Consider the following 24,008-nt stretch of genomic DNA (forward strand, 5'->3'; position numbering starts at 1 on the left):
GGTTAGATTGAGACCCCGCAGGCGAAAGCCGAGGAGGCTCAACAAGCGCCCCGCGGAAAGCGCAGCCTTTTGCGGAGATCAACAGCGGTGTTTAATGCCAAACAAAATATAGAACGATTCCGTAAAGGAAGTGATGGAATGATTGCAGAATTAACGATCAAAAATTTTGCCATTATTGAATCCCTGTCAATCTCTTTTGATAAAGGCCTGACTGTGCTGACCGGAGAAACGGGTGCCGGGAAATCCATTATCATCGATGCAATCCACCTGCTGGCTGGTGGACGGGGCTCCCATGAATTTGTGCGTTTCGGAGAGAAGCGTGCAGAACTTGAGGGGCTGTTCCTGCTTGAGGATGCGTCCCATCCATGCTATCGGGTCTGCGAAGAACTTGGCATTGATATTGAAGATGAGATGGTCGTACTGAGAAGGGAAATCCATGCGACAGGAAAGAGTGTGTGCAGGGTGAACGGCAAGCTCGTGACTATCGCTCTTTTACGAGAGGTAGGACAAACCCTGGTCGATATTCATGGGCAGCACGAGCATCAGGAGCTCATGGATCCCGATCTCCATCTGGCACTCCTTGATCAGTTTGGCGGCAAAGCGGTTCAAAAGGAGCTGCTGGCCTATTCAGAAATATATAAAGAGTACAAGGATGTGGAAAAGCGTCTCCTTCACTTGACAGAAAACGAGCAGAAAGTGGCACACCGCCTTGATCTGCTGCAATTCCAGGCAGAGGAAATCAACAATGCACAGCTTACGCTCAATGAGGATGAAGAGCTTTTTGAGGAACGAACCAAAATCAGCAACTACGAGCGGCTTTATCAGTCCCTGAACAACTGCTACTATTCCATGCATGGTGAACAAAAGGCACTTGACTGGATCGGACAGGCCATGTCTGAAGCGGAAGGTTTGGAGGAGATCGATAAGAATCTGAAGGATGTTTTTGATACAATCTCCAACTCCTACTATCAACTTGAGGAGTTATCCTATCGGCTGCGGGACGAAATCGATCAACTGGAATTTGATCCAAAGCGCCTGGATTTCATCGAAAGTAGATTGAACGAGATCAAGCAGCTGAAAAGGAAGTATGGCAGTTCCGTTGAGGAAATCCTGGAATACGCCTCTAAAATCGAAGAAGAGCTGGAGACCCTGCAGAACCGTGACTCTCACATTCACCAGCTTCAGGAATCACTGCAATCATTAAAAGAGGATCTCGCATTGGAAGCCAAAGCGTTGACGGAAGCCCGCATGAAGGCTGCTGCAAAGCTCACAAAGAGCATTCATAAGGAACTTAAGGATCTTTATTTGGAAAAAGCGATATTCGACGTCCATTTTGATGTGAGAAAAGAAAAGGGGCAAGACGGTTTTCTTTTTCAGAAAAATGGAGTGGATATGGTCGAGTTTTATCTCACCACCAACCCTGGCGAACCGCTGAAGCCGATGGCAAAAGTAGCTTCAGGAGGAGAGCTTTCTCGGATCATGCTGGCGCTGAAGAGCATTTTCTCAAAGCATCAGGGAATTACCTCAATTATCTTTGATGAAGTGGATACTGGTGTAAGCGGGCGTGTCGCCCAAAGCATCGCAGAGAAGATCTATCAGGTATCTGTGGATTCACAGGTTCTCTGCATTTCCCACCTGCCGCAAGTTGCTGCCATGTCCGATACCCATCTCTTCATCAGCAAGGATGTGAAGGGAGAACGGACGAAAACAAAAGTGAACGTGCTTGGGGAAGAAGATAAAATCCGCGAAATCGGCCGAATGATCTCAGGTGTGGAAATCACTAGTCTCACCAAAGAGCATGCAAAAGAGTTATTGGAACTAGCCGGCAGTATGAAGCAGGCTTAATGGTTAGGAGCGTTTCCCATGATTGTCGTGGGAAGCGCTTTTTTTGGTGTGTGATGGGCGCAGGAGCAACGTGAGGATATTGTGTAGTTGCGAGAGGATAGAACGAGGTTACGTGAGAATAGGTTGGTGTTACGTGAGGATAGAACCAAGAAACGTGAGAATAGCACCCGTGGACGTGAGAATTGACTGAAAACAATCAATCCTTCCTCCAAAATCATCCCGAACTCAGCACACCTTCATTTATACGTCCCACATGCCTTGAATAACTATCCATATTGGGTAGCTTTTTTATTTATATATTGGTTATAAATGTGGGCGTAGAAGGCAAAATTATATAATGTAGCCATGAAAGGTGTGGGATAGGAGCGAGGAGAGTGAAAAAGTTTGAGAGAAGATTTAATTAGAAAAATTATCGGTGTATTTCTCCTTGTTTCAGTCATGGTATTGTGTACAAGTCAGCCATTTAAAGAGTTTATCCAAATTCCCAATAAAATAACGATGTTTGAAGGGCAAGGAATTCATTTCCAATCATCCATACCTGTAAACGCGATGGTGAAGGGAAATGAGCCTTCTGTTGGAATAGATACGGAGAATGGTGCAGTCGCTCTTAACGGTAAGAAAAGCGGGGAAAGCCAAGTTGTTCTAGAGCTTGCCGGTATCCCGATCAAGCAAGTGAATGTGGATGTAATCCCTGAATATAAAGTGTATCCTGGTGGTCAGTCCATCGGTGTGAAATTAAATACTTTAGGTGTATTGGTTGTCGGTCATCATCAAGTGGATACGGTAGAGGGAAAGCAGTCGCCTGGTGAAATTGCAGGCATTCAAGTCGGTGACATTATTACAAAGATCAATGGTGAAACAATTGAACAGATGAGCGATGTGGCCCCATTTGTTCAAAAAGCCGGGAAAACCGGTGCTCCGCTCGATGTTGTCATAACTAGAGATAAGAAAACCATCGAGACAAAATTAGTTCCCTTAAAAGACAAGCAGGACAGTACATTCCGCATCGGTTTGTACATCAGGGATTCTGCAGCAGGAATCGGGACTATGACTTTTTATGATCCCATTACGATGAAGTACGGTGCACTTGGTCATGTTATTTCGGACATGGATACCAAAAAGCCGATTGTGGTGCAGGACGGACAGATAGTACGATCCACCGTTACGTCGATTGAAAAAGGAAGCAATGGGGTGCCAGGTGAGAAGCTGGCGCGTTTCTCCAACGACCGTTCTTCCATCGGCGATATCACCAGAAACAGTCCGTTCGGTATCTTCGGAACGCTCCATCAGGATATCCAAAACGGCATAATGGACAAAGCATTGCCGATCGCACTCTCCCATGAGGTAAAAGAGGGTCCTGCAAAGATTCTGACCGTCGTAAATGAAGACAAGGTGGAGGAGTTTGATGTGGAAGTGATCAGCTCGATACCACAAAAGTTCCCGGCAACAAAAGGGATGGTCATCAAGATAACGGATCCGGTACTATTAGAGAAAACAGGTGGAATTGTCCAAGGAATGAGTGGCAGTCCCATCATTCAGAATGGCAAAGTTATCGGCGCGGTAACACACGTGTTCGTCAACGACCCGACTTCGGGGTATGGTGTTCATATAGAATGGATGCTGAACGAAGCAGGCATTGACATCTATAAAAAGGAAAACCTAAAGAAAGTGGGCTGATCCAGCTCGCTTTTTTTCTTTTGTTTACTTAAATTTTTGTTTTGATACAGGACGCTAGCTGTTGATTGGAGCGAAAGGCGTAGACTCCTCGAAAATGCGAGCATTTTCTTCGTGCGATGTATCGCTGCCGTAGCTTTCCTTGTCCTGCGGGAGGTAGCGCTTAGATGGAGACCCCGCAGGCGAAGCTGAGGAGGCTGCACAAGCGCCCCGCGGAAAGCGAAATCTTTCGCGGAAATCAACAGCGGTGGTTAACAGAGTTTTTCTTTTATTTGGTATTCACATACGGTATGATAGAAAATATAAAGATTTTTCGACAAATGTAACAAGGATTTGCGACTTTGTGCGTAATTAGTCGAAAAAAGAAGGAATATGAAGATAAACCCTCTTTTCGTAATAATTTTAAGGATTTTTATAAATATTAGAGGAAAAGAGGTTGCATTGTCGAATTTAACAATTAGAATAAAAATATAGAGAAAATTACAAACCAAAGAAAAGAATGTATAGGGACTGAGGAGGAAATTAGCTGTATGAAAATCAAAGTGTGTGTGGTAGATGATAATCGTGAATTAGTTGGCCTGTTAGAGGAGTATATTTCTGCACAAGAAGACATGGAAGTGGTAGGAGTTGCACACAACGGTCAGGAATGCCTTCAATTAATTCAAGACAAGTCACCGGACGTCTTAATTTTAGATATTATTATGCCTCATCTTGATGGTTTGGGAGTATTGGAAAAAATGCGTTCCCTGAACCTTGAGAAGCAACCAAACGTGATTATGCTTACAGCTTTTGGGCAAGAGGATGTTACAAAGAAAGCAGTGGATCTCGGCGCTTCTTATTTTATCCTTAAGCCATTTGATATGGAAAACCTGGTTAGCAGTATCCGTCAGGTAAGCGGTAAATCTTCACCGATCTTGAAGCGTTCCGGTTCGTCGTCCTTCCGCTCCTCAAGCCCAGAAACAAAAGGTAGAAACCTGGATGCAAACATCACGAGCATCATTCACGAAATCGGCGTACCAGCACACATCAAAGGTTACCTTTATTTAAGAGAAGCGATTAGCATGGTCTATAATGATATAGAGCTTTTAGGCTCCATTACGAAAGTCCTTTATCCGGATATTGCAAAGAAATACAACACAACTGCCAGCCGTGTAGAGCGTGCTATCCGCCATGCCATCGAGGTTGCTTGGTCCCGCGGGAATATCGATAGCATTTCGTCGTTGTTCGGTTACACGGTTTCCATGACAAAAGCAAAACCAACCAACAGTGAATTCATTGCGATGGTTGCGGACAAGCTACGTCTGGAGCACCGCGCTTCCTGAAAGGGTAAGGAACAATAAAATAGCCAACATCATTAAATGACCAGTGATTGCGATTATTGGTCATTTTTTGCTTTGTTGTGAATAGGTTTTCTGCCAATATAAAAAAGCGAACCAAAAAGTCCGCTCCTACTGCAAATACTAAAACTTACTATGCGCATTCTTCTATGATAATCTATACTTAATCTTGAGCAGCTATTCCTTTTTAGCTTCCTCACGTTCGATTTCCACTAACTTTTGCACTAAAATGTGCTGTGGAAGGTGCATGATCTGTTCAATCGGTACATCTAATGCCTTGGCTAGCCTTTGGGCTGTTTCTGCGGAGATTTGCAACGGACGCATCTCATTCACCTCGTTTTTGAATAGTAATACATTTATTTTACTAAAAACGGAGCTTTTTTGTAACTGTTATTCTTAGAGGAATATCGAAAGGTGTGAAAACATGACAAAAATATTTGGTCACCGAGGCTCAGCTGGTACTCATCCTGAAAATACGATGATCAGCTTTGAGCAGGCATACATAGATGGGGCGGACGGCATCGAGCTGGATGTTCAACTGAGCAAGGACGGGATCCCTGTTGTCATTCACGACGAAAAGGTGGACAGGACAACAAATGGGAAAGGCTTCGTGAAGGACATGAAGCTGAAGGAGTTGCAGAAGCTGAACGCGGTCTATAAATTTGGCGATCAATATAAAGCGGCTGCCATACCCACACTAGAACAAGTGCTCAACTGGGCAAAGGGGAAAGGGATTCTTATTAACATTGAACTCAAGAATGGCATCATTGCCTATGAGGGCCTTGAGGAGAAGGTGGTGGAGCTGATAGACAAATATGATCTTCACTCTAAAATAATCTTTTCAAGCTTTAACCACTATAGCATTGCCAAACTCCACAAGCTCGTGCCTGATATCGACAAGGCGGTTCTGTATATGGAAGGGATCTATAAGCCTTGGGAGTATACCAAGTGGGTTGGGGGTAATGGAATCCATCCAAGTATAAAGGCATGTCCAACAGCTTTGATTGAGCAGTCACAAAAAGCGGGAGTGCCGGTCAGACCTTTTACTGTAAATGATAAAAAAGTGATGAAAAAATTGTTTGAGATTAACTGTGCAGGTTTTTTCACGGATTATCCGAAAATTGCGGTGCAGTTAAGAAAATAGACAAAAATCCGGTTCTCCACATCTAGGAGTTCCGGATTTTTTATTTTTGAAAACGTTTCTGCACTTTACTGCGTTTGCGGTCTCTATAGAAGATGAATCCTGCTACAAACCACAGTCCGACCAGGAAGAAAAGAAGTCCTATCAGAAACTGCAGCCAAAGGTAAGGAATCAGTGGATGGCCGATGTTGAACACCATGTCCCTCATTAGCTTGATACCGTACACTGCAAGACATCCAGGTATAAGAACTATAACTAAAGCTATTATTCGTTGCATAAATATATGTGCCTCACTTTCCGAGCGTTCGATCATATTATATCAGATTTTGTCTTGCTTAGAAGAAAAAAACCGTTTATGATAGAAGTATGCAAGATATTTCATATGTTTATAAGAAGACTATGAATTTTCTTTCAATTTACAACTGGATGACAAAACAATAGTAGAAGATGATTCACTAGTCGTTCTTAACTAAATAAAGGGGTTTGTTATGCAGACAGTACTGATAGTTGGCGCTGGTAAGGGTGGCTCTGCGATTTTAAAAATGTTAACGCATTCAGGGATGTTCAACCTCGTTGCGGTAGTCGATATAGACAAGAATGCTGCAGGCTTGGCAATGGCAAACCGGATGGGGATACCAGTTGGTAATAGGTGGGAAGATTTTCTTGCCGATAAGCTTGATATCATCATTGAAGCCACCGGGTCCGAAGAAGTTTTTCAGGAAATTAGAGAAAAGAAAGATAAAAAGACAGTTCTTGTTCCAGGGACGGTCGCACACATTACAGCAAAGCTGGTGGAAGAACGAGAAGACCTAATTGCGAAAATGAAATACGAATCACATAAGCGTGATCTGATCTTCAATCTCCTGCATGACGGGTTGTTGGTAGTCGACCAGACGGGCAATGTGATCCTGTTCAATAAAAGCGCACAGCGGATTGCGGGAATAAAGAAAGAGCACATTGAAAACAAGCATGTTCTCGAGTATATTCCGTCAAGCAGACTAATTGATGTGATACATACAAAAAGAGTCGAAAAAAATAAAGAAATGATTCTAGAGAACGGCAAGAAAATCATTACTACACGATCCCCGCTGATTGATGAGGATGGTAAAGTAATCGGTGCTTTTGCGGTATTCAAGGATATTACGGAAGTAGTAAACCTGGCTGAGGAAGTGACCAACCTCAAGGGTATACAGACGATGCTTGAGGCGATCATTCAATCCTCGGATGAAGCGATATCGGTTGTGGATGAATTTGGCCGCGGGCTGATGATCAACCCTGCATATTCAAGGCTGACAGGCCTGAAGGAAGAACAGGTAATCGGTAAGCCTGCCACTGCGGATATTTCTGAAGGGGACAGTATGCATATGAAGGTGCTGGAGACCAGAAGAGCGGTACGAGGGGTAAACCTAAAGGTTGGCCCGGGTAAAAAAGAGGTTATTGTAAATGTTGCGCCGATCATTGTGGACGGCAAGCTGAAGGGGAGTGTCGGGGTCATCCATGACGTCTCTGAGATCCAGACGCTGACAACAGAGCTGGACCGTGCAAGGCAGATCATCCGGACCCTGGAAGCGAAATACTCCTTTGAGGATATCATCGGTTCTTCCGAGGAAATGAGCCTAGCAATCGAACAGGCGAAATTGGGTGCAAAAACTCCTGCAACTGTTTTATTGCGTGGGGAATCAGGCACAGGGAAAGAATTATTTGCCCATGCCATCCATAACGGAAGCAGCAGGAAGTATAACAAGTTCATTCGGGTCAATTGTGCGGCGCTCTCTGAATCGCTTTTGGAAAGTGAACTGTTCGGCTATGAAGAAGGTGCTTTTTCCGGGGCTAAACGCGGCGGAAAGAAAGGGCTTTTTGAAGAAGCGAACAACGGTAGTATTTTCCTTGACGAAATAGGGGAATTGTCTGCCAACACACAAGCAAAACTATTAAGGGTATTGCAAGAAAATGAAATTATCAGGGTTGGTGGAACAAAAGCAATATCCATCAATGTCCGGGTCATTGCAGCGACCAATGTAAATCTGGAAAAGGGCATTGCGAATGGCACCTTCCGTGAAGATTTGTATTACCGGTTGAACAGGATGCCGATTCATATTCCTCCATTAAGAAAACGAAAAGAGGATATCGAGGCGATTAGCGAGCATCTGATAAGAAAAATCAACCAGGACTATGGCAGGAATGTGGAGGGGTTAACACCGCAAGCCATCCATTATTTAGCCTCCTATGACTGGCCGGGAAATGTCAGGGAGCTCGAGAATGTCCTCGGACGTGCCATCATCTTCATGCAATATAGTGAAGTGCTGATTGATACGAGCCATATTCCTGCACTTGCCAAAGGTGAAAATGTCAGTCAGGAATCGTCTGAAGCCATTCCCGAGAATCAAACACTGATGGAAATGCTGGAAGGGTACGAAGCGAAGATTATTCAAAAGACCCTGAAGAAGAACAAAGGTAATAAAACGAAAACAGCAAAGGAGCTCGGGGTATCCATTCGTAATCTTTATTATAAAATGGAAAAGTTCCACCTTGCTTGATAATGCATGCAAAATACTGCGTGATACGCAAATTTCTGCATATATATTTATAAATAAATAAAGCGTTTACATGATTTTCGTGTTGGCACGAATCTTGCATAGATATAATTGGTGTAGAAAGGAAGGGTTGAAGAGATGAAACTAGATGAACTTATCAGCAGAGCAACCCGATTGCCATCAAAGGTAGTTGCTATCGCAGCTGCGGAAGATGCAGAGGTGATGGAAGCGGTCGCCCATGCATTGGAAAAGGATTTAGCTTCTTTTATCCTTTTCGGTGATGAGGAAAAGATCACTGGCATGCTTGCCTCCCATCGAATCGAAAGCTCGCATGAGGGCGTAAGGATTGTACCTGCGGCCACTGCAAAGGAAGCGGCACAGCTAGCCGTAAAGGCGGTTTCCGGTAAAGAGGCAGATGTTTTGATGAAGGGCAATGTTCCAACAGCTACTATATTGAAAGAAGTACTGAATAAAGAATATGGTCTTCGCACAGGCAGCGTGTTATCCCATGTGGCAGCATTTGAGGTGCCGGGCTATGACCGACTTATTTTTGTCACTGATGCGGCGATGAATATTGAACCGACATTAGAGCAGAAGGTGCAGATTGTACAAAACTCTGTATCTGTAGCCAGGGCATTAGGTCTTGAGATGCCGAAAGTTGCGCCACTTGCAGCTGTGGAGGTTGTAAATCCTGCAATGCAAGCGACAGTGGATGCTGCCCTGCTGACACAGATGAACCACAGAGGCCAAATCAAAGACTGCATCATAGACGGTCCGTTGGCATTGGATAATGCCGTGAGCGTTCTTGCAGCAGAACATAAAGGAATCAAAAGTGAAGTTGCAGGACAAGCAGATATCCTTTTTGTACCTACCATAGAAGTGGGAAATGTCCTTTATAAATCACTTATTTATTTTGCAAAAGCAAAGGTCGGTGCCATCATTTCAGGTGCCAAAGCTCCGATTGTTTTAACATCAAGAGCAGACTCGGCTGAAAGTAAATTGAATTCATTAGCATTAGCCGTCTGTTCTGTTAAATAATATATCTAACTAAAAATTAACACTATCTTGGGGAGGAATTTTATCATGGAAATTTTCAAATATATGGAGACTTACGATTACGAGCAACTAGTTATTTGTCAGGATAAAAAATCAGGATTGAAAGCAATCATCGCGATCCACGATACAACACTTGGACCTGCATTGGGTGGAACTCGCATGTGGACATATGCTTCCGAGGAAGCTGCGATTGAGGATGCACTTCGCCTTGCAAAAGGTATGACTTACAAAAACGCTGCTGCTGGACTTAACCTTGGCGGAGGAAAAACGGTTATCATCGGTGATCCACGTACAGACAAAAACGAGGAAATGTTCCGCGCTTTTGGTCGTTATATCCAAGGATTGAATGGACGATATATTACTGCTGAAGATGTTGGGACAACTGTAGCAGATATGGACCTTATCTATGAAGAAACTGACTATGTAACAGGTGTTTCACCTGCATTCGGTTCTTCCGGTAACCCATCTCCTGTAACGGCGTATGGCGTATACCGCGGTATGAAAGCTGCTGCAAAAGAAGCTTTCGGCACAGATTCATTGGAAGGTAAAGTAGTGGCAGTTCAAGGTGTAGGAAACGTGGCATTCAACCTTTGCCGTCACTTGCATGAAGAAGGTGCACAACTGATCGTGACAGATATCAATAAAGAAGCGGTTAACCGTGCAGTTGAAGAGTTCGGTGCAAAAGCAGTCGACATCAACGACATCTACAGCGTGGAATGCGATATCTATGCTCCATGTGCATTAGGTGCGACAATCAACGACGAAACAATTCCACAATTAAAGGCTAAAGTTATTGCAGGTGCTGCAAACAACCAGCTGCTTGATACAAAACACGGCGACATCATCCATGAAATGGGTATCGTCTACGCTCCTGACTATGTAATCAATGCTGGTGGAGTAATCAACGTCGCGGATGAGCTTTACGGCTACAACCGTGAGCGTGCAATGAAAAAAGTAGAAGGCATCTACGATAACATCGAAAAAGTTATTGAAATTGCAAAACGTGACGGAATCCCGACATACAAAGCTGCTGACCGTTTAGCAGAAGAGCGCATCGAGCGCATGAGAATGTCACGCAGCCAATTTTTACAAAACGGACATCATATTTTAAGCCGTCGTAACGGACGCTAATATTATAAAGAATTGAAATAAGGAACGGGGGGCTGTGCCAGGCTTCGTGGAAACACGCTTGGGACACCCCTGTTACCTGTAATAATGGAGGTTTCCACATTGTTAGAAAAGGAATATCGCATACTTGTCATCAACCCAGGATCCACATCAACGAAAATAGGTGTATTCGATAATGAACGCTCCGTTTTTGAGAAAACAATACGTCACGATAGTGAAACGATCAATTCCTTTGCATCAATCTTTGATCAATACGAATTCAGAAAAACGACCATTCTTGAAACATTGGACCAAGAAGGCATCAACATTTCGAAGCTGAGTGCTGTGTGCGGCCGTGGGGGACTACTTCGTCCAATCGAAGGTGGAACCTATTCGGTTAATGACGAGATGCTGAAAGATCTGAAAGTCGGCTTTTCAGGTCAGCACGCATCAAACCTTGGTGGAATTTTAGCCTATGAAATTGCAACAGGCTTGAATATTCCTTCGTTTATTGTCGACCCTGTTGTTGTAGACGAGTTATCTGATGTTGCCAGGATTTCTGGTTTCTCACTGATCGAGCGAAAAAGTATTTTCCATGCACTGAACCAGAAAGCTGTAGCTCGCCGTGTGGCAAAGGAGCTTGGCAAAAAGTATGAAGACCTGAACCTGATCGTCACTCACATGGGTGGAGGGATTACGGTTGGTACGCATATCGGTGGACGCGTAGTGGATGTAAATAACGGTCTGCACGGCGATGGACCATTCAGTCCGGAACGTGCCGGAACAGTACCTGCCGGAGATCTCGTGTCACTTTGCTTCTCAGGTGACTACTACCGTGATGAAATCATGAAAAAGCTCGTAGGACAAGGTGGACTTGTAGGCTATCTTGGAACAAATGACGCGGTTCAAGTTGAAAAAATGATCGAAAATGGCGACAAGCAAGCCGAGCTGGTATATGAAGCGATGGCCTACCAAGTAGCAAAAGAAATTGCATCTGCAAGTGCCGTGCTGGCAGGAAAAGTGGATGCGATCGTGCTAACTGGAGGTCTTGCATACGGAAAGGGATTTGTTAAACAAATCTCCGACCGCATCAGCTGGATAGCAGACGTAATTGTACAACCTGGCGAAAACGAACTTCAAGCCCTGACAGAAGGGGCATTGCGTGTCCTTCGTGGCGAAGAGGATGCAAAAATTTACCCAGGCAATAAAGTGGACAGCAAAGTACGCAGCTAGGAAGGGAGAGGCAAACATGGCACAAGAATATGATTTGGTCATTCTAGGTGGAGGAACGGGTGGTTATGTAGCAGCGATCCGTGCATCTCAGCTTGGCTTGAAAACAGCAGTAGTAGAGAAAAAGAAAATCGGTGGAACTTGCCTTCATGCAGGTTGTATCCCAAGTAAAGCATTGCTTCGCAGCGCAGAGGTATTTGCCCAAACAAAGAACAGTGAAGAATTTGGCGTCATCTCAGGGGAAGTGAAATTGGACTTCTTCAAGGTGCAGGAGCGCAAACAGAAAATCATCGACCAGCTTCACGGTGGCGTACAGCACTTAATGAAGCAAGGTAAGATAGACGTATTTTACGGTACCGGGCGTATCTTGGGACCATCCATTTTCTCCCCGATGCCTGGAACGATCTCCGTTGAGTTCGAAAATGGCGACGAAAATGAAATGCTGATCCCGAAAAACGTGATCGTAGCAACCGGATCTCGTCCTCGTTCCCTGCCTGGACTTGAAATCGATGGCACACAGGTCATGACTTCCGATGAAGCATTGTCCTTGGAAGAGCTTCCAAAATCCATCATCATCGTAGGTGGAGGCGTAATCGGAATCGAGTGGGCTTCCATGCTTGACGATTTTGGAGTGGAAGTAACGGTACTCGAATATGCAGACCGTGTATTACCAACCGAAGACAAGGAAGTATCCAAAGAAATGCAGCGCTTATTGAAAAAGCGCGGCATCAAAGTGGTGACGAGTGCAAAAGTACTTCCTGAAACATTGGAAAAGGCTGCTGATTCCGTCACAATCAAAGCGGAGCACAAAGGTGAAGAAAAATCCTTTACTGCTGAAAAAATGCTAGTATCAGTCGGCCGCCAAGCTAACGTGGAAGGCATTGGCCTTGAGAACACGGACATTCAAGTGGAAAAAGGCTTTATCAAAACAAACGATATGTTCCAAACAAAAGAATCCCACATCTATGCTATCGGTGATGTGATCGGTGGCTTGCAGCTTGCGCATGTTGCTTCTCACGAAGGAATTGTGGCAGTGGAGCATATCGCAAATGAAAATCCTGCACCAATTGATTACAGCATGATTTCCAAATGTGTATACAGTAGCCCAGAAGTGGCAAGCGTAGGATATACAGAGGAAGAAGCAAAAGAAAAAGGCTTCGAAGTGAAAACAGGTAAGTTCTCTTTCCGTGCAATCGGTAAAGCGCTTGTGTACGGCGAATCCGACGGGTTTGTAAAGCTTGTCGTAAACAAAGAGAACGATGATATCCTTGGCGTTCACATGATCGGTCCACATGTAACAGACATGATATCAGAAGCAGGTCTTGCACGTGTACTTGATGCGACTCCATGGGAAATCGGACACACGATCCACCCGCATCCTTCTTTATCGGAAGCGATCGGGGAGGCTGCGCTGGCAGTCGATGGAAAAGCAATACATTCATAAAAAGAGAATAAGGGAGCGGTCGTAAAAAAATCGTTCCCCACTTTCTACATATAGGAGGTAAATACAATGGCAGAAAATCGCCACCAGGCTTTAGGGCTAAGTGATGAAAATGTATTAGAAATGTTTAGAACGATGTTAATGGCTCGCCGTATTGACGAGCGTATGTGGTTGTTGAACCGTGCAGGGAAAATTCCTTTTGTAATCTCCTGCCAAGGTCAAGAAGCGGCACAGGTTGGAGCTGCATTTGCACTAGATCGAGAAAAAGACTATGTGCTTCCATACTACCGTGATATGGGTGTTGTATTGACATTCGGTATGACAGCAACAGAATTGATGCTTTCCGGCTTTGCAAAAGCGGAAGATCCAAACTCCGGCGGACGCCAGATGCCAGGTCACTTCGGCCAAAAGAAAAACCGCATCGTAACTGGTTCTTCTCCAGTAACAACACAAGTACCACACGCAGTAGGTGTAGCACTTGGCGGGCGATTGGAAGGTAAAAATCTTGTGACATTCGTAACGTTCGGTGAAGGTTCCTCCAACCAAGGAGACTTCCATGAAGGTGCGAACTATGCAGCGGTTCACAAATTACCGGTTATTTTCATGTGCGAAAACAACAAATATGCCATCTCCGTTCCTTACGAGAAGCAAGTGGCATGTGAAAAAATTTCTGACCGTGCATTAGGTTACGGTATGCCAGGAATTACAATCGACGGAAACGATCCGTTGGAAGTATATGCAGCAGTGAAAGAAGCGGCAGACCGCGGCCGTCGCGGCGAAGGCCCAACATTGGTAGAAGCAATTTCCTACCGTCTTACTCCACACTCTAGTGATGACGATGATCGTGCATACCGTGAGCGTGACGAAGTCGATGCAGCAAAAGCGAAGGATCCGATCATCAGCTTTGCTGCATACCTGAAAGAGGTTGGCGTACTGACTGACGAAAAAGAGAAAGAAATGAACGATGAGATTGCCAAAGAAGTGAACGAAGCAACAGAATACGCAGAAAATGCTCCATATGCAGATGCTGAATCCGCAATGAAGCATGTTTACGCAGAGTAAGGGGGAACCATCATGGCAGTTATTTCTTATATAGATGCAGTGACAATGGCCATCCGAGAAGAGATGGAGCGCGATTCCAAAGTATTCGTACTTGGGGAGGATGTAGGACTAAAAGGTGGGGTTTTCAAAGCGACAACCGGCCTTTATGACCAATTCGGGGAAGATAAAGTAATCGATACGCCACTTGCAGAGTCTGCAATCGCTGGTGTAGCAATTGGTGCAGCAATGTACGGCATGCGCCCGATCGCTGAAATGCAGTTCGCTGATTTCATCATGCCTGCTGTAAACCAGATTATCTCGGAAGCGGCGAAAATCCGCTACCGTTCCAACAACGACTGGACTTGTCCACTTGTTGTCCGTGCTCCATACGGTGGAGGAGTACACGGTGCGCTTTACCACTCTCAATCAGTTGAAGCGGTATTTGCCAACCAGCCAGGTCTGAAAATCGTCATGCCTTCCACACCTTATGATGTAAAAGGTTTGTTGAAAGCAGCAATCCGTGACGAAGATCCGGTTCTATTCTTCGAGCATAAGCGTGCATACCGTCTAATCAAAGGCGAAGTACCTACTGATGACTATGTTCTTCCAATTGGTAAAGCAGACGTGAAGCGTGAAGGGGAAGATATCACGGTTATCACTTACGGACTATGTGTCCATTTTGCACTTCAAGCAGCAGAGCGCCTTGCTCAAGACGGCATTTCTGCTCACATCCTTGACTTGCGTACAGTTTATCCATTGGACAAAGAAGCGATCATGGAAGCGGCTTCTAAAACAGGTAAAGTCCTTTTACTTACGGAAGATACAAAAGAAGGAAGCATCATGAGTGAGGTTTCTGCCATCATCGCGGAAAATTGCCTATTCGACCTGGATGCTCCGATCATGCGACTTGCTGGTCCTGATGTTCCTGCAATGCCATACGCTCCTACAATGGAGAAATACTTCATGGTCAATCCGGACAAAGTGGAAAAAGCGATGCGCGAGCTTGCGGCTTACTAATACATGTTTTGATACTAGGAAGAGGGTGCCGCTACTTAGCGGCTGACTCTTCTTTATGGAATAAAGGAGGCACTCATCATGGCAGTTGAAAAAATTACGATGCCACAGCTTGGGGAAAGTGTTACTGAAGGTACTATCAGTCGCTGGATCGTAAGCGTTGGTGACAAAGTAAACAAATACGACCCTCTAGCAGAGGTTATGACAGATAAAGTAAATGCAGAAATTCCATCCTCTTTTACAGGAACAATCACAGAACTTGTAGCGGAAGACGGCGACACATTGGCAGTCGGCGAAGTGATCTGCTACATCGAAACAGGTGAAGGCGGAGCTGGCGATGCTGCTAAGACGGATGCACCGAAGGAAGAAGCGACTGCTCCTGCAGCGGCTTCAAACACAAGTGCTCCGGCAGCAGCGGCACCAACTGACGCGGATGCACCGAGCAAGCGCCGCTACTCACCGGCAGTCCTGCGCCTTGCACAAGAGAATAATGTTGATCTTGAGCAAGTTACTGGAACAGGTGCAGGCGGACGCATTACAAGGAAAGACATCCAAGCGGTGATCGAATCCGGTAACATTCCAACGGCAGATTCCAAACCTGCGGCAGCTGCGGCTCCTGCGCAGGAAGCTCCAAAAGTGGAGAAGGCAGCACCGGCACCTTCTGCACCTGCAGCAGCAAGCGCACCAAAAGCTGCTCAACCGGTCAACGTACCTGTGGAAGCGGGAGACATCGAAATCCCTGTAACCGGCGTGCGTAAAGCGATCGCAGCGAACATGCTTCGCAGCAAGCACGAAGCGCCACATGCTTGGACGATGATCGAAGTGGATGCGACAAACCTAGTGGAATACCGCAATTCCTTAAAGAACGACTTCAAGAAGAAGGAAGGCTACAACCTGACGTTCTTCGCTTTCTTCGTAAAAGCAGTTGCTCAAGCGTTAAAAGAATTCCCGCAAATCAACTCCATGTGGGCTGGCGATAAAATCGTCCAGAAGAAAGACATCAATATCAGCATCGCAGTTGCAACGGACGACGCACTATACGTACCGGTTATCCGCAATGCAGATGAGAAAACAATCAAAGGCATTGCCCGCGAGATCACAGAACTTGCCAACAAAGTTCGCGCTGGTAAACTAACATCTGCTGAAATGCAAGGTGGAACATTTACAGTGAACAACACTGGTTCATTCGGTTCTGTACAATCACAAGGTATCATCAACTACCCACAAGCGGCAATCCTGCAAGTGGAATCCATCGTAAAACGTCCGGTAGTCATGGATCACGGCATGATCGCAGTACGCGACATGGTCAACCTGTGCATGTCCCTTGACCACCGTGTACTTGACGGACTAGTATGCGGCCGCTTCCTTGCCCGAGTGAAAGAAATCATCGAGAAGATGTCCAAAGAGAATACTTCTATTTATTAATAGGTATGGGAAACCGACGAGGCGCTTTGGCGTTTTGTCGGTTTTTTTGATTTTAGTGGCAATTTTTTGTGATGAAAAATGCGTTTCGCATCAACTCAATGTAGTTTGTTGGCACGAAATAGGGGTGTTTTGGCACGAACTTTTGGTAGTTTAGCAAGAACACACCGTCGTTCCGCACGAACTCCAATGGGAGGGAGGGGACTTGGAAAAAGAAAAGATTTTCGATTAACAGAAATTTTTCTTGTTCAGCAAACGGGCCAGATTCTTGAAAATTGAATTTTAAAAATGACAGATTTCTAATAGTAATGATTTAATTTTTATTTTGGTTATAATAACTGATGAGCACGTTAACGATTTTTGAAGGACTGATTATTTATCGAAAGAATCATTTTATGGTCACTGCTCATAATAGGAATCGCTTTATTCTTTTATAGTTTAAGAAAACCACCAATCAAAGATTTGATTTTAATTTTCTTATTGACCTCTTTTTTCTCAATATTTCTTGGTGTTCTTGTTGTAGAAGAAAAAATGATCGAATATCCAATAAGCTTTTTAAGTAACTATTTCAGTTCTAGCCTTCTTTATGAATATCTTTTACTTCCAGTTGTCTGTATTTACTTTTATCAAGCAACTTATTGTTCAAGATATCCTAGCATAATTCTGAAGTGTGCATTGTACACTTCTGTTTTAACGATCATTGAAGTTCTTTTGGAAAGATATACTGATTTAATTGAATATCATACTTGGACATGGATACACACGTTTATTAGTATCTTTTTTCTAATGATGTTTATCCGTATCCTAATGAAATTAATTAACAGACTTGATAGATAAATTGAAGACTATACATAATAAAAATCGTATATTATCCATAAGCCAACGAAAGGATTCTTAAATTTACTATTCCAAAAACAACTTTGCGCAGATTGGTTTCAGAGTGCATCAGGGAATTCCAACCGACACGATTAATAAAAGAAGTATAATTTAGATGTATTTTATTCAAAGGGCACGATCCTGGAACAAGGATCAGCGCTCACTTTTCATTTTAGAGCCATTATGTTGAATTAGAGGTTGCATTAAAACCTCACTTTTTTTTGTAGCTAACAGGATTCTGAAGAAGCCGAAAACGTTGATGTATCAGAGATGTATAAAATTCTGTATAAAAGATAAAAATGACCTTTTGAATCAGCTGAACTTTTTATGGATGATGGTGTTTCTCTTTTTGTATTGGGTCAGATTGAAAAAAGGTTATTATAAATGATTCCTTTGTATAAATAATTTTATTGATCGAAGTAGCCTTAATTCAATAGGAATTCTTTTATATAGAAAGTTAAACAACCTTGCCTCAACTAAATAATTAAGGCAAGGTTTCTTGTAGAATCTCAAAGCTTTATTTCTTATGAGGCATTTTATTTACTAATAATATAAAACATTTACTTTACTACACTTGATACATTTTTCATGATGTTGATTTCCCCTAAAATGATGATTACAATTTTGCTGGATCTCTTTTATACTTTTCTCCAAAAAAGCAAGGTGAGTTTTGAGTTGATTAATTTCCTCTTCAATTTTTTCGACCTTCACCCTAATAACCCCCTAAGAAAGTTACTGATATATGTTACCACCAGATTGCTTAAACTGTTCAGCTTTTTCCTTCATACCCATTTCAATTGCTTCCTTCGTATCAAGTTCTTTTTCTTTTGCAAAATTACGAATATCTTGAGAGATTCTCATACTGCAAAATTTAGGTCCACACATAGAACAGAAATGTGCTGTTTTTGCACCTTCAGCAGGTAAAGTTTCATCATGATATTCGATTGCACGTTCTGGATCTAAAGATAAATTAAACTGATCTCTCCAACGGAATTCAAAACGAGCTTTTGATAAGGCATCATCTCTTTTATATGCTCCTGGATGTCCTTTTGCCAAATCAGCAGCATGAGCAGCAATTTTATAAGTGACAACCCCTACACGAACATCATCTCTATTAGGTAAACCTAAATGTTCTTTTGGTGTTACATAACAAAGCATCGCTGTCCCATACCAGCCAATCATTGCAGCTCCAATAGCAGATGTAATGTGATCATAACCAGGAGCAATATCAGTCGTAAGAGGTCCAAGTGTGTAGAATGGCGCTTCCTGACACACTTCCAGTTGTTTATCCATATTTTCTTTAATTAGGTGCATCGGTACGTGCCCTGGTCCTTCAATCATCACCTGTACATCATGCTCCCAAGCGATTTTTGTTAGCTCTCCAAGAGTCTCTAATTCTGCAAACTGTGCTTCATCATTCGCATCTGCAATAGACCCAGGACGTAAACCATCCCCCAAAGAGAATGCAACATCATAGAATTTCATGATTTCACAGATTTCTTCAAAGTGAGTGTATAAAAAGCTTTCTTTGTGGTGGTGTAGACACCATTGTGCCACGATAGACCCACCGCGAGATACAATACCTGTTAAACGTTTAGCTGTTAACGGGACATATCGCAAAAGAACACCAGCATGAATGGTGAAGTAATCAACACCTTGCTCTGCTTGTTCAATTAAGGTATCACGGTAAACCTCCCAGGTAAGATCTTCAGCAACACCATTTACTTTTTCAAGTGCTTGATAAATTGGAACAGTGCCTACAGGAACCGATGAGTTACGAATAATCCATTCCCGTGTTGTGTGGATATTTTTCCCCGTTGATAAATCCATAATATTATCAGCACCCCAGCGTGTCGCCCAGGTCATTTTTTCAACCTCTTCTTCGATAGAAGATGATACAGCAGAATTGCCAATATTCGCATTTATTTTCACATGAAAATTACGGCCTATTATCATGGGCTCTGATTCTGGATGGTTGATATTAGAAGGAATAATCGCTCGACCTTTTGCAATTTCATCCCGTACGAATTCAGGATTCATATTTTCTCTAATTGCGATAAATTCCATTTCAGGCGTGATAATTCCTTTTCTAGCATAATGAAGTTGTGTAACATTTTTCCCTTTTTTGGCCCGTAACGGTTTCCGCTTTAAACCAGGAAACACGTTATGATTAGTGCGAGGATCGTTTTCATCTTTATAACCATTATCCTCAGGCTTGATATCACGACCATCATATTCCTCAACATCTCCACGTTCTTGAATCCATGAACTGCGAAGGGCAGGAAGACCTTTTGTAATATCGACAGAATAATCAGGGTCTGTATAAGGTCCGCTAGTGTCATACACACGTACTGGAGGATTTTCCTCTTCTCCAAACGTACCGGTTGTCGGGCTTAACTCGATTTCACGCATTGGAACTTTAATGTCAGATCTAGAGCCTGTTACATATACTTTTTTGCTACCTGAAAAATTAGACATGATGGAAATACTTTGTTCGTTTAATGAAGATGTTGACATTGACATAATAAATCTCTCCTTTTTATGAATTCAAGGACAAGATATAGAACACAACAAGTGGAAAGCTTATAAAAGCTTATGAAGTACATAAAAAAGCCGGTGTCCAATAAATGGTTGGACCCGGCTAATATGTATACAGAAGTAGTAGTACTAAAATGACGCTTCTAACTTCCCCACGCTGGTATGAACCAGATCAGGTCCCAAGAGTCAAGAAACTTCAACGTGTTTCTCTCTCAGCCCAACTTTTTGGACTCCCCTAGTTATTTCTATTCAATTTGATTTTAGTATACATAAGACTTCATTAAAATAAAAGGAAAATTGAGAATCTCCTTCTTACAAAGCTTTTTCAATAAATTGGTCCAATTCAAAAAGTACGCCTTCTTAATCTTAAGAAAGGCGCCTGATTATTGAAGAAGCTACTCTAATGTGCATCTTTTCCCAGAGATTTTGATTTTATTGTTAAGAAGAGGGGATGAATAGTTGAAGGAGAATTCAACTGAATTTAATCAAACGTGAAACCACCACCCGAAGGTGGAGGTTTATAATGGGGAATTACTTGATAAATTATTGTTCATTTAAGCTTGTTACAGAAACACTTTGTTTATTATTTGGTTCATCAAGGGAATGGATTGTAGCTGTTCCATTTTGTTCATCTACGTGCTCAATGTAAATGCCTTTTCCATTATAGGTCACATTAGCCATTATTGGCGAAGAAGCAATTTCTTGTGCTCGTTCTGCATTCATTGTAGCCACCTCCTTTTGACTTTAATAGTTATAATATTTGTTTCAAATAACTTAGATATACTTGTTGTAATTGACCATGCTCAAGCTGATTTTCTTCATAACTTATTAAACAATAGATTTAAATAATACAAGGGTGCTTTGGTAAAAGAACTGAGGAGCCATTTTTGGACTGTTACAAGTCTAGGGGGCAGGGGGTGGTCCTTCCAAGAGCCAGTCGTTGCGCAAAACTATTACTATGAAGAAGTAAGTTTCCCCAACGAGAAAAGCCTTTATATTCTATTTAACAGCATCTATCCTTTCATTGGCCTTACCACATCTCCCGAGCCTTCCTACATGACCTTTATGGATCATAAGCAACTGACAGCAACTATAAACCAACTATGCGGCGAAGTATATAGAGTACTTAAGCCAGTGGAATTAGACGAGCCGTTGCGACTGAAGGAAGCCAAAGGAGGTCTAGTAGTGTTAAATGAGAACACCCTCAACAAATGGGATAAGTATAACATTAAGCACTGGCAACCTAAAACAGTTGGAGATGTCGTGTTTAAAATTACTGGGATTGAGAAGAGCCTGAAAGAAACTAAGGGAAATTCCCCGAGCTATTTTATCTGAATGGGGTAGTGATAATATAGGAAGCTATCAATGCCTTTATGGTCTAAGAAAAAGGATTATTCGCTGTAGAATACATTGGATAAGCGTTATTTCAAATTGGCCCGATTCAGAAGTATTGAATAGCGTCTTTATTCAAGAATCGGGAGCGATTGTTGAATATCGAAATAAAAAATTGGCTTAGAATCCTCTAAGCCTTCTAGTGGGAAATTATTAATTTCCCGTGACTAAGATTAAAATCCAACCAATAGTTAATTCTTGTAACCGTATTGGTAGCCAAGCACTTCACCAATAATTTCGTCTTGTTTTAGAATTTGCATAGTCCCTCTAAACCAATCATCACTTACCACATAATACTCGTTATCTGCTAATTCCAATTCATTCTGATTAAACTCGAAAACGTAATCCAGCATTCCTTTTTTGTCGTAATCCACTCCTGCTTTATCCATAGCTGGAAAGTAACTATCTTTATCAAGACCAAGCCTATGTGCCTTTCCATAAAACGTATCTAATTTTTGGTTGTTTATATAAATTTGCCCTTCGGAAATGCTAATTTTCTCACCAGGAAGTGCAATAACTCTAGATATCATCTTGTCATTCGTACTATTGCTAAAGAATACAATATCTCCTCGAGTATATGAGGATGGTTCTAAACTTGGATCTATCACAAGAACTTGATCATAGTAATCGTGGTTTCCTCGATCCATATTATCAGATAGGTAATGATGCTCTATCCAGTCGGGTTCAACATCTTTAATAATACTTACATTAGCGTCCGTATCATTGTCCGACACGGTTCCAGATGGTGAATTAGAAGAGCAACCCATAAGTATCAATAACATAATTAGAAAAACGCCATATCTCATAATTATTCCCCCTTTGTATATATTATACGGAAAAAAAAGGAAAACATTTTTGTTAGTTGTGTATATTTTTCGAATTTTAAGAAATTACACAACCCTTTTCTAGAAGGGAAAGATAAGGAATAATTTTTATTCTAAGGTATTATATACACAAAGAAATATTAATCTAAATGGAGCTTTAATTGAATAGAACAAAATAAAAAGAAGGTGATAAAATGATTGGAAGCAAAATTTTTTCAGCATTAATCACTAGTTTGTTAATGATTATGCTTTATTCAGCTTATGCTGGATTTGGTACAGGAATCTTTTTCGGAATGTACTTACTTCCAATTATTTTTATCTATGGAATACCTTCTTCTATTTTATCGGACTCCGTAACTAAAAGGATAACGGGAAAAATGCGAATGGTTTGTGCCTGTTTTATTCACATTTTCTTAGCTGCATTATTTGTACTTATCCCGCTATTTCTTTCTGGGTACGAAAGGGAAATGTGGATGTCAGATTTAACTGGGTTGTTAGATGTTTTTTTCTTTATCAGTGCAATTATATCTTCTTTAATCTTTTGGGTTACCGACGAATTGATAAAAAATGAGACTTGTAAATTAAAACGAAGAAAATTCCTGAATTGGATTGGGGACTTGAAAATATAAAATTTGATTAAACAAAGTCAGAGCACGAGAGTAACTAATTACTCTAGTTCGCACGAATATCCTTTGCTTGTAATTCCACTATCTGGAGCTAATCTTGAATAACACCAGGCATTGATCCTAGCAGGTTCAATGCCTATTTTTGTAGAAGTATAGAGGTAGGTTACCTTAATATTATAGTATTGGAGGAAAGGTATGGAATTTGAAAGAAGTAATGTTCAAAATATAAAAATTAGACCTTTATCCATAGATGATTTTGAATATATTTTAGAATGGAGTAAGGATGATACATTTTGTTTAGCAAATGATTGGGAAAAAAATAGAGACGGGCAAGAATTATATAAATGGTGGCAACACTGTGTAAATAATGTATCTGAAGATTTTATTCGGTTGGGAATTGATTTGGAAAATAGGTTAATTGGATATGCAGACCTAGCATGTATTAGAGAAAATACAGCGGAATTAGGCATTGCAATTGGTGAAAGTATTTTATGGGGAAAAAGAATCGGATTTAATGCTAGTTTATGTATGATGGACTATGCTTCTAAGCAATATGACATTACAGTTTTTAATGCAGAGACACACGAAACGAATATTCGTTCAAGAAAAATGCTTGAGAGAATAGGGTTCAAGGAAGTTAGTAGAATTGGAAGCGAACAATACTTAGGAACGGAGAGCCAACTAATACAATACAGGCTTTCATTATAGAGAAGTTTGTTTATTGAAGTAACGGGGGCGATAGCTAAAATGGATGGTCTTCGGCTATTTTTATCTTCAACTATTGGGCAGGATAGTTGAAGAAAGAAATGACATAAACAAAGAGGAATATTAAACTTAGGCTTGCTCAGCTCAAATCTTTTCCTGCCAGATAGGGGGTAAGAATGGCAACTATTATTTACACAGTAATATT

General features: G+C 42.1%; 22 protein-coding genes and 1 riboswitch. Of the genes, 16 read left to right on the top strand and 6 right to left on the bottom strand.

The features are described 5' to 3' along the window. Nucleotides 1-138 precede the first annotated feature (138 nt). The 3 genes from recN (at nucleotide 139) to spo0A (ending at nucleotide 4,841) form a co-directional block, all read left to right on the top strand. Nucleotides 139-1,845, top strand: a complete 1,707-nt coding sequence (recN, locus tag ACQCT5_RS21905; protein WP_499645146.1) for a DNA repair protein RecN — start codon at nucleotides 139-141, stop codon at nucleotides 1,843-1,845. 384 nt (nucleotides 1,846-2,229) lie between these two features. After that, on the top strand, nucleotides 2,230-3,522 hold the full coding sequence (spoIVB, locus tag ACQCT5_RS21910) for a SpoIVB peptidase (RefSeq protein WP_499645148.1): 1,293 nt from the start codon (nucleotides 2,230-2,232) through the stop codon (nucleotides 3,520-3,522). 527 nt (nucleotides 3,523-4,049) lie between these two features. Beyond that, entirely contained in the window at nucleotides 4,050-4,841 is a 792-nt protein-coding gene (spo0A, locus tag ACQCT5_RS21915; RefSeq protein ID WP_499645150.1) for a sporulation transcription factor Spo0A, read from the top strand. A gap of 192 nt (nucleotides 4,842-5,033) precedes the next feature. Here spo0A and ACQCT5_RS21920 read toward each other — a convergent pair whose 3' ends face one another. Next, nucleotides 5,034-5,180, bottom strand: a complete 147-nt coding sequence (locus tag ACQCT5_RS21920) for a YycC family protein (RefSeq protein WP_386635645.1) — start codon at nucleotides 5,178-5,180, stop codon at nucleotides 5,034-5,036. Nucleotides 5,181-5,280: 100 nt separating this feature from the next. Here ACQCT5_RS21920 and ACQCT5_RS21925 point away from each other — a divergent pair, with 100 nt between their 5' ends. Continuing rightward, on the top strand, nucleotides 5,281-6,000 hold the full coding sequence (locus tag ACQCT5_RS21925) for a glycerophosphodiester phosphodiesterase (RefSeq protein ID WP_499645152.1): 720 nt from the start codon (nucleotides 5,281-5,283) through the stop codon (nucleotides 5,998-6,000). A 40-nt stretch (nucleotides 6,001-6,040) separates the two neighbouring features. Here ACQCT5_RS21925 and ACQCT5_RS21930 read toward each other — a convergent pair whose 3' ends face one another. Next, nucleotides 6,041-6,274, bottom strand: coding sequence for a DUF2627 domain-containing protein (locus tag ACQCT5_RS21930; RefSeq protein ID WP_204417407.1), 234 nt, complete (start codon nucleotides 6,272-6,274; stop codon nucleotides 6,041-6,043). Between the two features lie 211 nt (nucleotides 6,275-6,485). On the opposite strand from ACQCT5_RS21930, the gene ACQCT5_RS21935 reads away from it, so the two are divergent. The 9 genes from ACQCT5_RS21935 to ACQCT5_RS21975 all read left to right on the top strand — a co-directional run bounded on the left by ACQCT5_RS21935 (nucleotide 6,486) and on the right by ACQCT5_RS21975 (nucleotide 17,679). Beyond that, nucleotides 6,486-8,534: a sigma 54-interacting transcriptional regulator gene (locus ACQCT5_RS21935; RefSeq protein ID WP_499645155.1), complete on the top strand. Its 2,049-nt coding sequence runs from the start codon at nucleotides 6,486-6,488 to the stop codon at nucleotides 8,532-8,534. A gap of 135 nt (nucleotides 8,535-8,669) precedes the next feature. Continuing rightward, the gene (yqiS, locus tag ACQCT5_RS21940; RefSeq protein WP_499645157.1) at nucleotides 8,670-9,569 is read left to right on the top strand and encodes a phosphate butyryltransferase; all 900 of its coding nucleotides are present in this window, start codon (nucleotides 8,670-8,672) and stop codon (nucleotides 9,567-9,569) included. 45 nt (nucleotides 9,570-9,614) lie between these two features. Beyond that, nucleotides 9,615-10,718, top strand: coding sequence for a branched-chain amino acid dehydrogenase (bcd, locus tag ACQCT5_RS21945; RefSeq protein WP_499645159.1), 1,104 nt, complete (start codon nucleotides 9,615-9,617; stop codon nucleotides 10,716-10,718). An 84-nt stretch (nucleotides 10,719-10,802) separates the two neighbouring features. Continuing rightward, complete coding sequence (gene buk, locus ACQCT5_RS21950) at nucleotides 10,803-11,927, top strand: butyrate kinase (RefSeq protein WP_499645161.1); 1,125 nt, start codon at nucleotides 10,803-10,805, stop codon at nucleotides 11,925-11,927. Between the two features lie 16 nt (nucleotides 11,928-11,943). After that, the gene (lpdA, locus tag ACQCT5_RS21955) at nucleotides 11,944-13,368 is read left to right on the top strand and encodes a dihydrolipoyl dehydrogenase (protein ID WP_499645163.1); all 1,425 of its coding nucleotides are present in this window, start codon (nucleotides 11,944-11,946) and stop codon (nucleotides 13,366-13,368) included. A gap of 66 nt (nucleotides 13,369-13,434) precedes the next feature. Further along, nucleotides 13,435-14,427 (top strand): thiamine pyrophosphate-dependent dehydrogenase E1 component subunit alpha, encoded by a 993-nt coding sequence (locus ACQCT5_RS21960; protein ID WP_499645165.1) that lies wholly within the window; start codon nucleotides 13,435-13,437, stop codon nucleotides 14,425-14,427. A 12-nt stretch (nucleotides 14,428-14,439) separates the two neighbouring features. Then, nucleotides 14,440-15,423: an alpha-ketoacid dehydrogenase subunit beta gene (locus tag ACQCT5_RS21965; protein ID WP_417899692.1), complete on the top strand. Its 984-nt coding sequence runs from the start codon at nucleotides 14,440-14,442 to the stop codon at nucleotides 15,421-15,423. A gap of 78 nt (nucleotides 15,424-15,501) precedes the next feature. Continuing rightward, complete coding sequence (locus tag ACQCT5_RS21970) at nucleotides 15,502-16,845, top strand: dihydrolipoamide acetyltransferase family protein (RefSeq protein WP_499645167.1); 1,344 nt, start codon at nucleotides 15,502-15,504, stop codon at nucleotides 16,843-16,845. A 450-nt stretch (nucleotides 16,846-17,295) separates the two neighbouring features. Then, nucleotides 17,296-17,679, top strand: coding sequence for a CBO0543 family protein (locus ACQCT5_RS21975; protein WP_499645184.1), 384 nt, complete (start codon nucleotides 17,296-17,298; stop codon nucleotides 17,677-17,679). A 582-nt stretch (nucleotides 17,680-18,261) separates the two neighbouring features. Here ACQCT5_RS21975 and ACQCT5_RS21980 read toward each other — a convergent pair. The 3 genes from ACQCT5_RS21980 to ACQCT5_RS21990 all read right to left on the bottom strand — a co-directional run bounded on the left by ACQCT5_RS21980 (nucleotide 18,262) and on the right by ACQCT5_RS21990 (nucleotide 20,979). Then, complete coding sequence (locus ACQCT5_RS21980; RefSeq protein ID WP_499645169.1) at nucleotides 18,262-18,429, bottom strand: serine protease; 168 nt, start codon at nucleotides 18,427-18,429, stop codon at nucleotides 18,262-18,264. 21 nt (nucleotides 18,430-18,450) lie between these two features. After that, a complete protein-coding gene (gene thiC, locus ACQCT5_RS21985) occupies nucleotides 18,451-20,235 on the bottom strand; it encodes a phosphomethylpyrimidine synthase ThiC (RefSeq protein ID WP_499645186.1) in 1,785 nt (594 codons plus the stop codon). Between the two features lie 153 nt (nucleotides 20,236-20,388). Continuing rightward, nucleotides 20,389-20,503: riboswitch (TPP riboswitch) on the bottom strand. A 296-nt stretch (nucleotides 20,504-20,799) separates the two neighbouring features. Then, entirely contained in the window at nucleotides 20,800-20,979 is a 180-nt protein-coding gene (locus ACQCT5_RS21990) for a small acid-soluble spore protein H (protein WP_499645171.1), read from the bottom strand. A 138-nt stretch (nucleotides 20,980-21,117) separates the two neighbouring features. Between ACQCT5_RS21990 and ACQCT5_RS21995 the strand changes: the two genes are divergently transcribed. Continuing rightward, nucleotides 21,118-21,591, top strand: coding sequence for a hypothetical protein (locus ACQCT5_RS21995; protein ID WP_499645173.1), 474 nt, complete (start codon nucleotides 21,118-21,120; stop codon nucleotides 21,589-21,591). 248 nt (nucleotides 21,592-21,839) lie between these two features. Here ACQCT5_RS21995 and lepB read toward each other — a convergent pair whose 3' ends face one another. Then, nucleotides 21,840-22,454, bottom strand: a complete 615-nt coding sequence (gene lepB, locus ACQCT5_RS22000; RefSeq protein ID WP_499645175.1) for a signal peptidase I — start codon at nucleotides 22,452-22,454, stop codon at nucleotides 21,840-21,842. 212 nt (nucleotides 22,455-22,666) lie between these two features. On the opposite strand from lepB, the gene ACQCT5_RS22005 reads away from it, so the two are divergent. Both ACQCT5_RS22005 and ACQCT5_RS22010 read left to right on the top strand, forming a co-directional pair. Further along, the gene (locus tag ACQCT5_RS22005) at nucleotides 22,667-23,101 is read left to right on the top strand and encodes a hypothetical protein (RefSeq protein ID WP_499645177.1); all 435 of its coding nucleotides are present in this window, start codon (nucleotides 22,667-22,669) and stop codon (nucleotides 23,099-23,101) included. A gap of 192 nt (nucleotides 23,102-23,293) precedes the next feature. Continuing rightward, nucleotides 23,294-23,806 carry a GNAT family N-acetyltransferase gene (locus ACQCT5_RS22010; protein ID WP_499645179.1) on the top strand — a complete coding sequence of 171 codons (513 nt, stop codon included), beginning with the start codon at nucleotides 23,294-23,296 and terminating at the stop codon, nucleotides 23,804-23,806. Nucleotides 23,807-24,008 lie beyond the last annotated feature (202 nt).

Origin of the sequence: Sutcliffiella halmapala (assembly GCF_050107295.1) — a bacterium.
Taxonomy (GTDB): domain Bacteria; phylum Bacillota; class Bacilli; order Bacillales; family Bacillaceae_I; genus Sutcliffiella_A; species Sutcliffiella_A halmapala_A.

Excerpts from the sequence above, each read along its gene's own strand:
- lpdA (WP_499645163.1), top strand. The coding sequence starts at position 11,944 with ATGGCACAAGAATATGATTTGGTCATTCTAGGTGGAGGAACGGGTGGT.
- buk (WP_499645161.1), top strand. The coding sequence starts at position 10,803 with ATGGAGGTTTCCACATTGTTAGAAAAGGAATATCGCATACTTGTCATC.
- ACQCT5_RS21920 (WP_386635645.1), bottom strand. The coding sequence starts at position 5,180 with ATGCGTCCGTTGCAAATCTCCGCAGAAACAGCCCAAAGGCTAGCCAAG.
- yqiS (WP_499645157.1), top strand. The coding sequence starts at position 8,670 with ATGAAACTAGATGAACTTATCAGCAGAGCAACCCGATTGCCATCAAAG.
- ACQCT5_RS21925 (WP_499645152.1), top strand. The coding sequence starts at position 5,281 with ATGACAAAAATATTTGGTCACCGAGGCTCAGCTGGTACTCATCCTGAA.
- ACQCT5_RS21990 (WP_499645171.1), bottom strand. The coding sequence starts at position 20,979 with ATGAATGCAGAACGAGCACAAGAAATTGCTTCTTCGCCAATAATGGCT.
- ACQCT5_RS22010 (WP_499645179.1), top strand. The coding sequence starts at position 23,294 with ATGGAATTTGAAAGAAGTAATGTTCAAAATATAAAAATTAGACCTTTA.
- ACQCT5_RS22005 (WP_499645177.1), top strand. The coding sequence starts at position 22,667 with ATGATTGGAAGCAAAATTTTTTCAGCATTAATCACTAGTTTGTTAATG.
- ACQCT5_RS21930 (WP_204417407.1), bottom strand. The coding sequence starts at position 6,274 with ATGCAACGAATAATAGCTTTAGTTATAGTTCTTATACCTGGATGTCTT.
- lepB (WP_499645175.1), bottom strand. The coding sequence starts at position 22,454 with ATGAGATATGGCGTTTTTCTAATTATGTTATTGATACTTATGGGTTGC.
- spo0A (WP_499645150.1), top strand. The coding sequence starts at position 4,050 with ATGAAAATCAAAGTGTGTGTGGTAGATGATAATCGTGAATTAGTTGGC.
- ACQCT5_RS21935 (WP_499645155.1), top strand. The coding sequence starts at position 6,486 with ATGCAGACAGTACTGATAGTTGGCGCTGGTAAGGGTGGCTCTGCGATT.
- thiC (WP_499645186.1), bottom strand. The coding sequence starts at position 20,235 with ATGTCAACATCTTCATTAAACGAACAAAGTATTTCCATCATGTCTAAT.
- ACQCT5_RS21970 (WP_499645167.1), top strand. The coding sequence starts at position 15,502 with ATGGCAGTTGAAAAAATTACGATGCCACAGCTTGGGGAAAGTGTTACT.
- bcd (WP_499645159.1), top strand. The coding sequence starts at position 9,615 with ATGGAAATTTTCAAATATATGGAGACTTACGATTACGAGCAACTAGTT.
- recN (WP_499645146.1), top strand. The coding sequence starts at position 139 with ATGATTGCAGAATTAACGATCAAAAATTTTGCCATTATTGAATCCCTG.
- ACQCT5_RS21960 (WP_499645165.1), top strand. The coding sequence starts at position 13,435 with ATGGCAGAAAATCGCCACCAGGCTTTAGGGCTAAGTGATGAAAATGTA.
- ACQCT5_RS21965 (WP_417899692.1), top strand. The coding sequence starts at position 14,440 with ATGGCAGTTATTTCTTATATAGATGCAGTGACAATGGCCATCCGAGAA.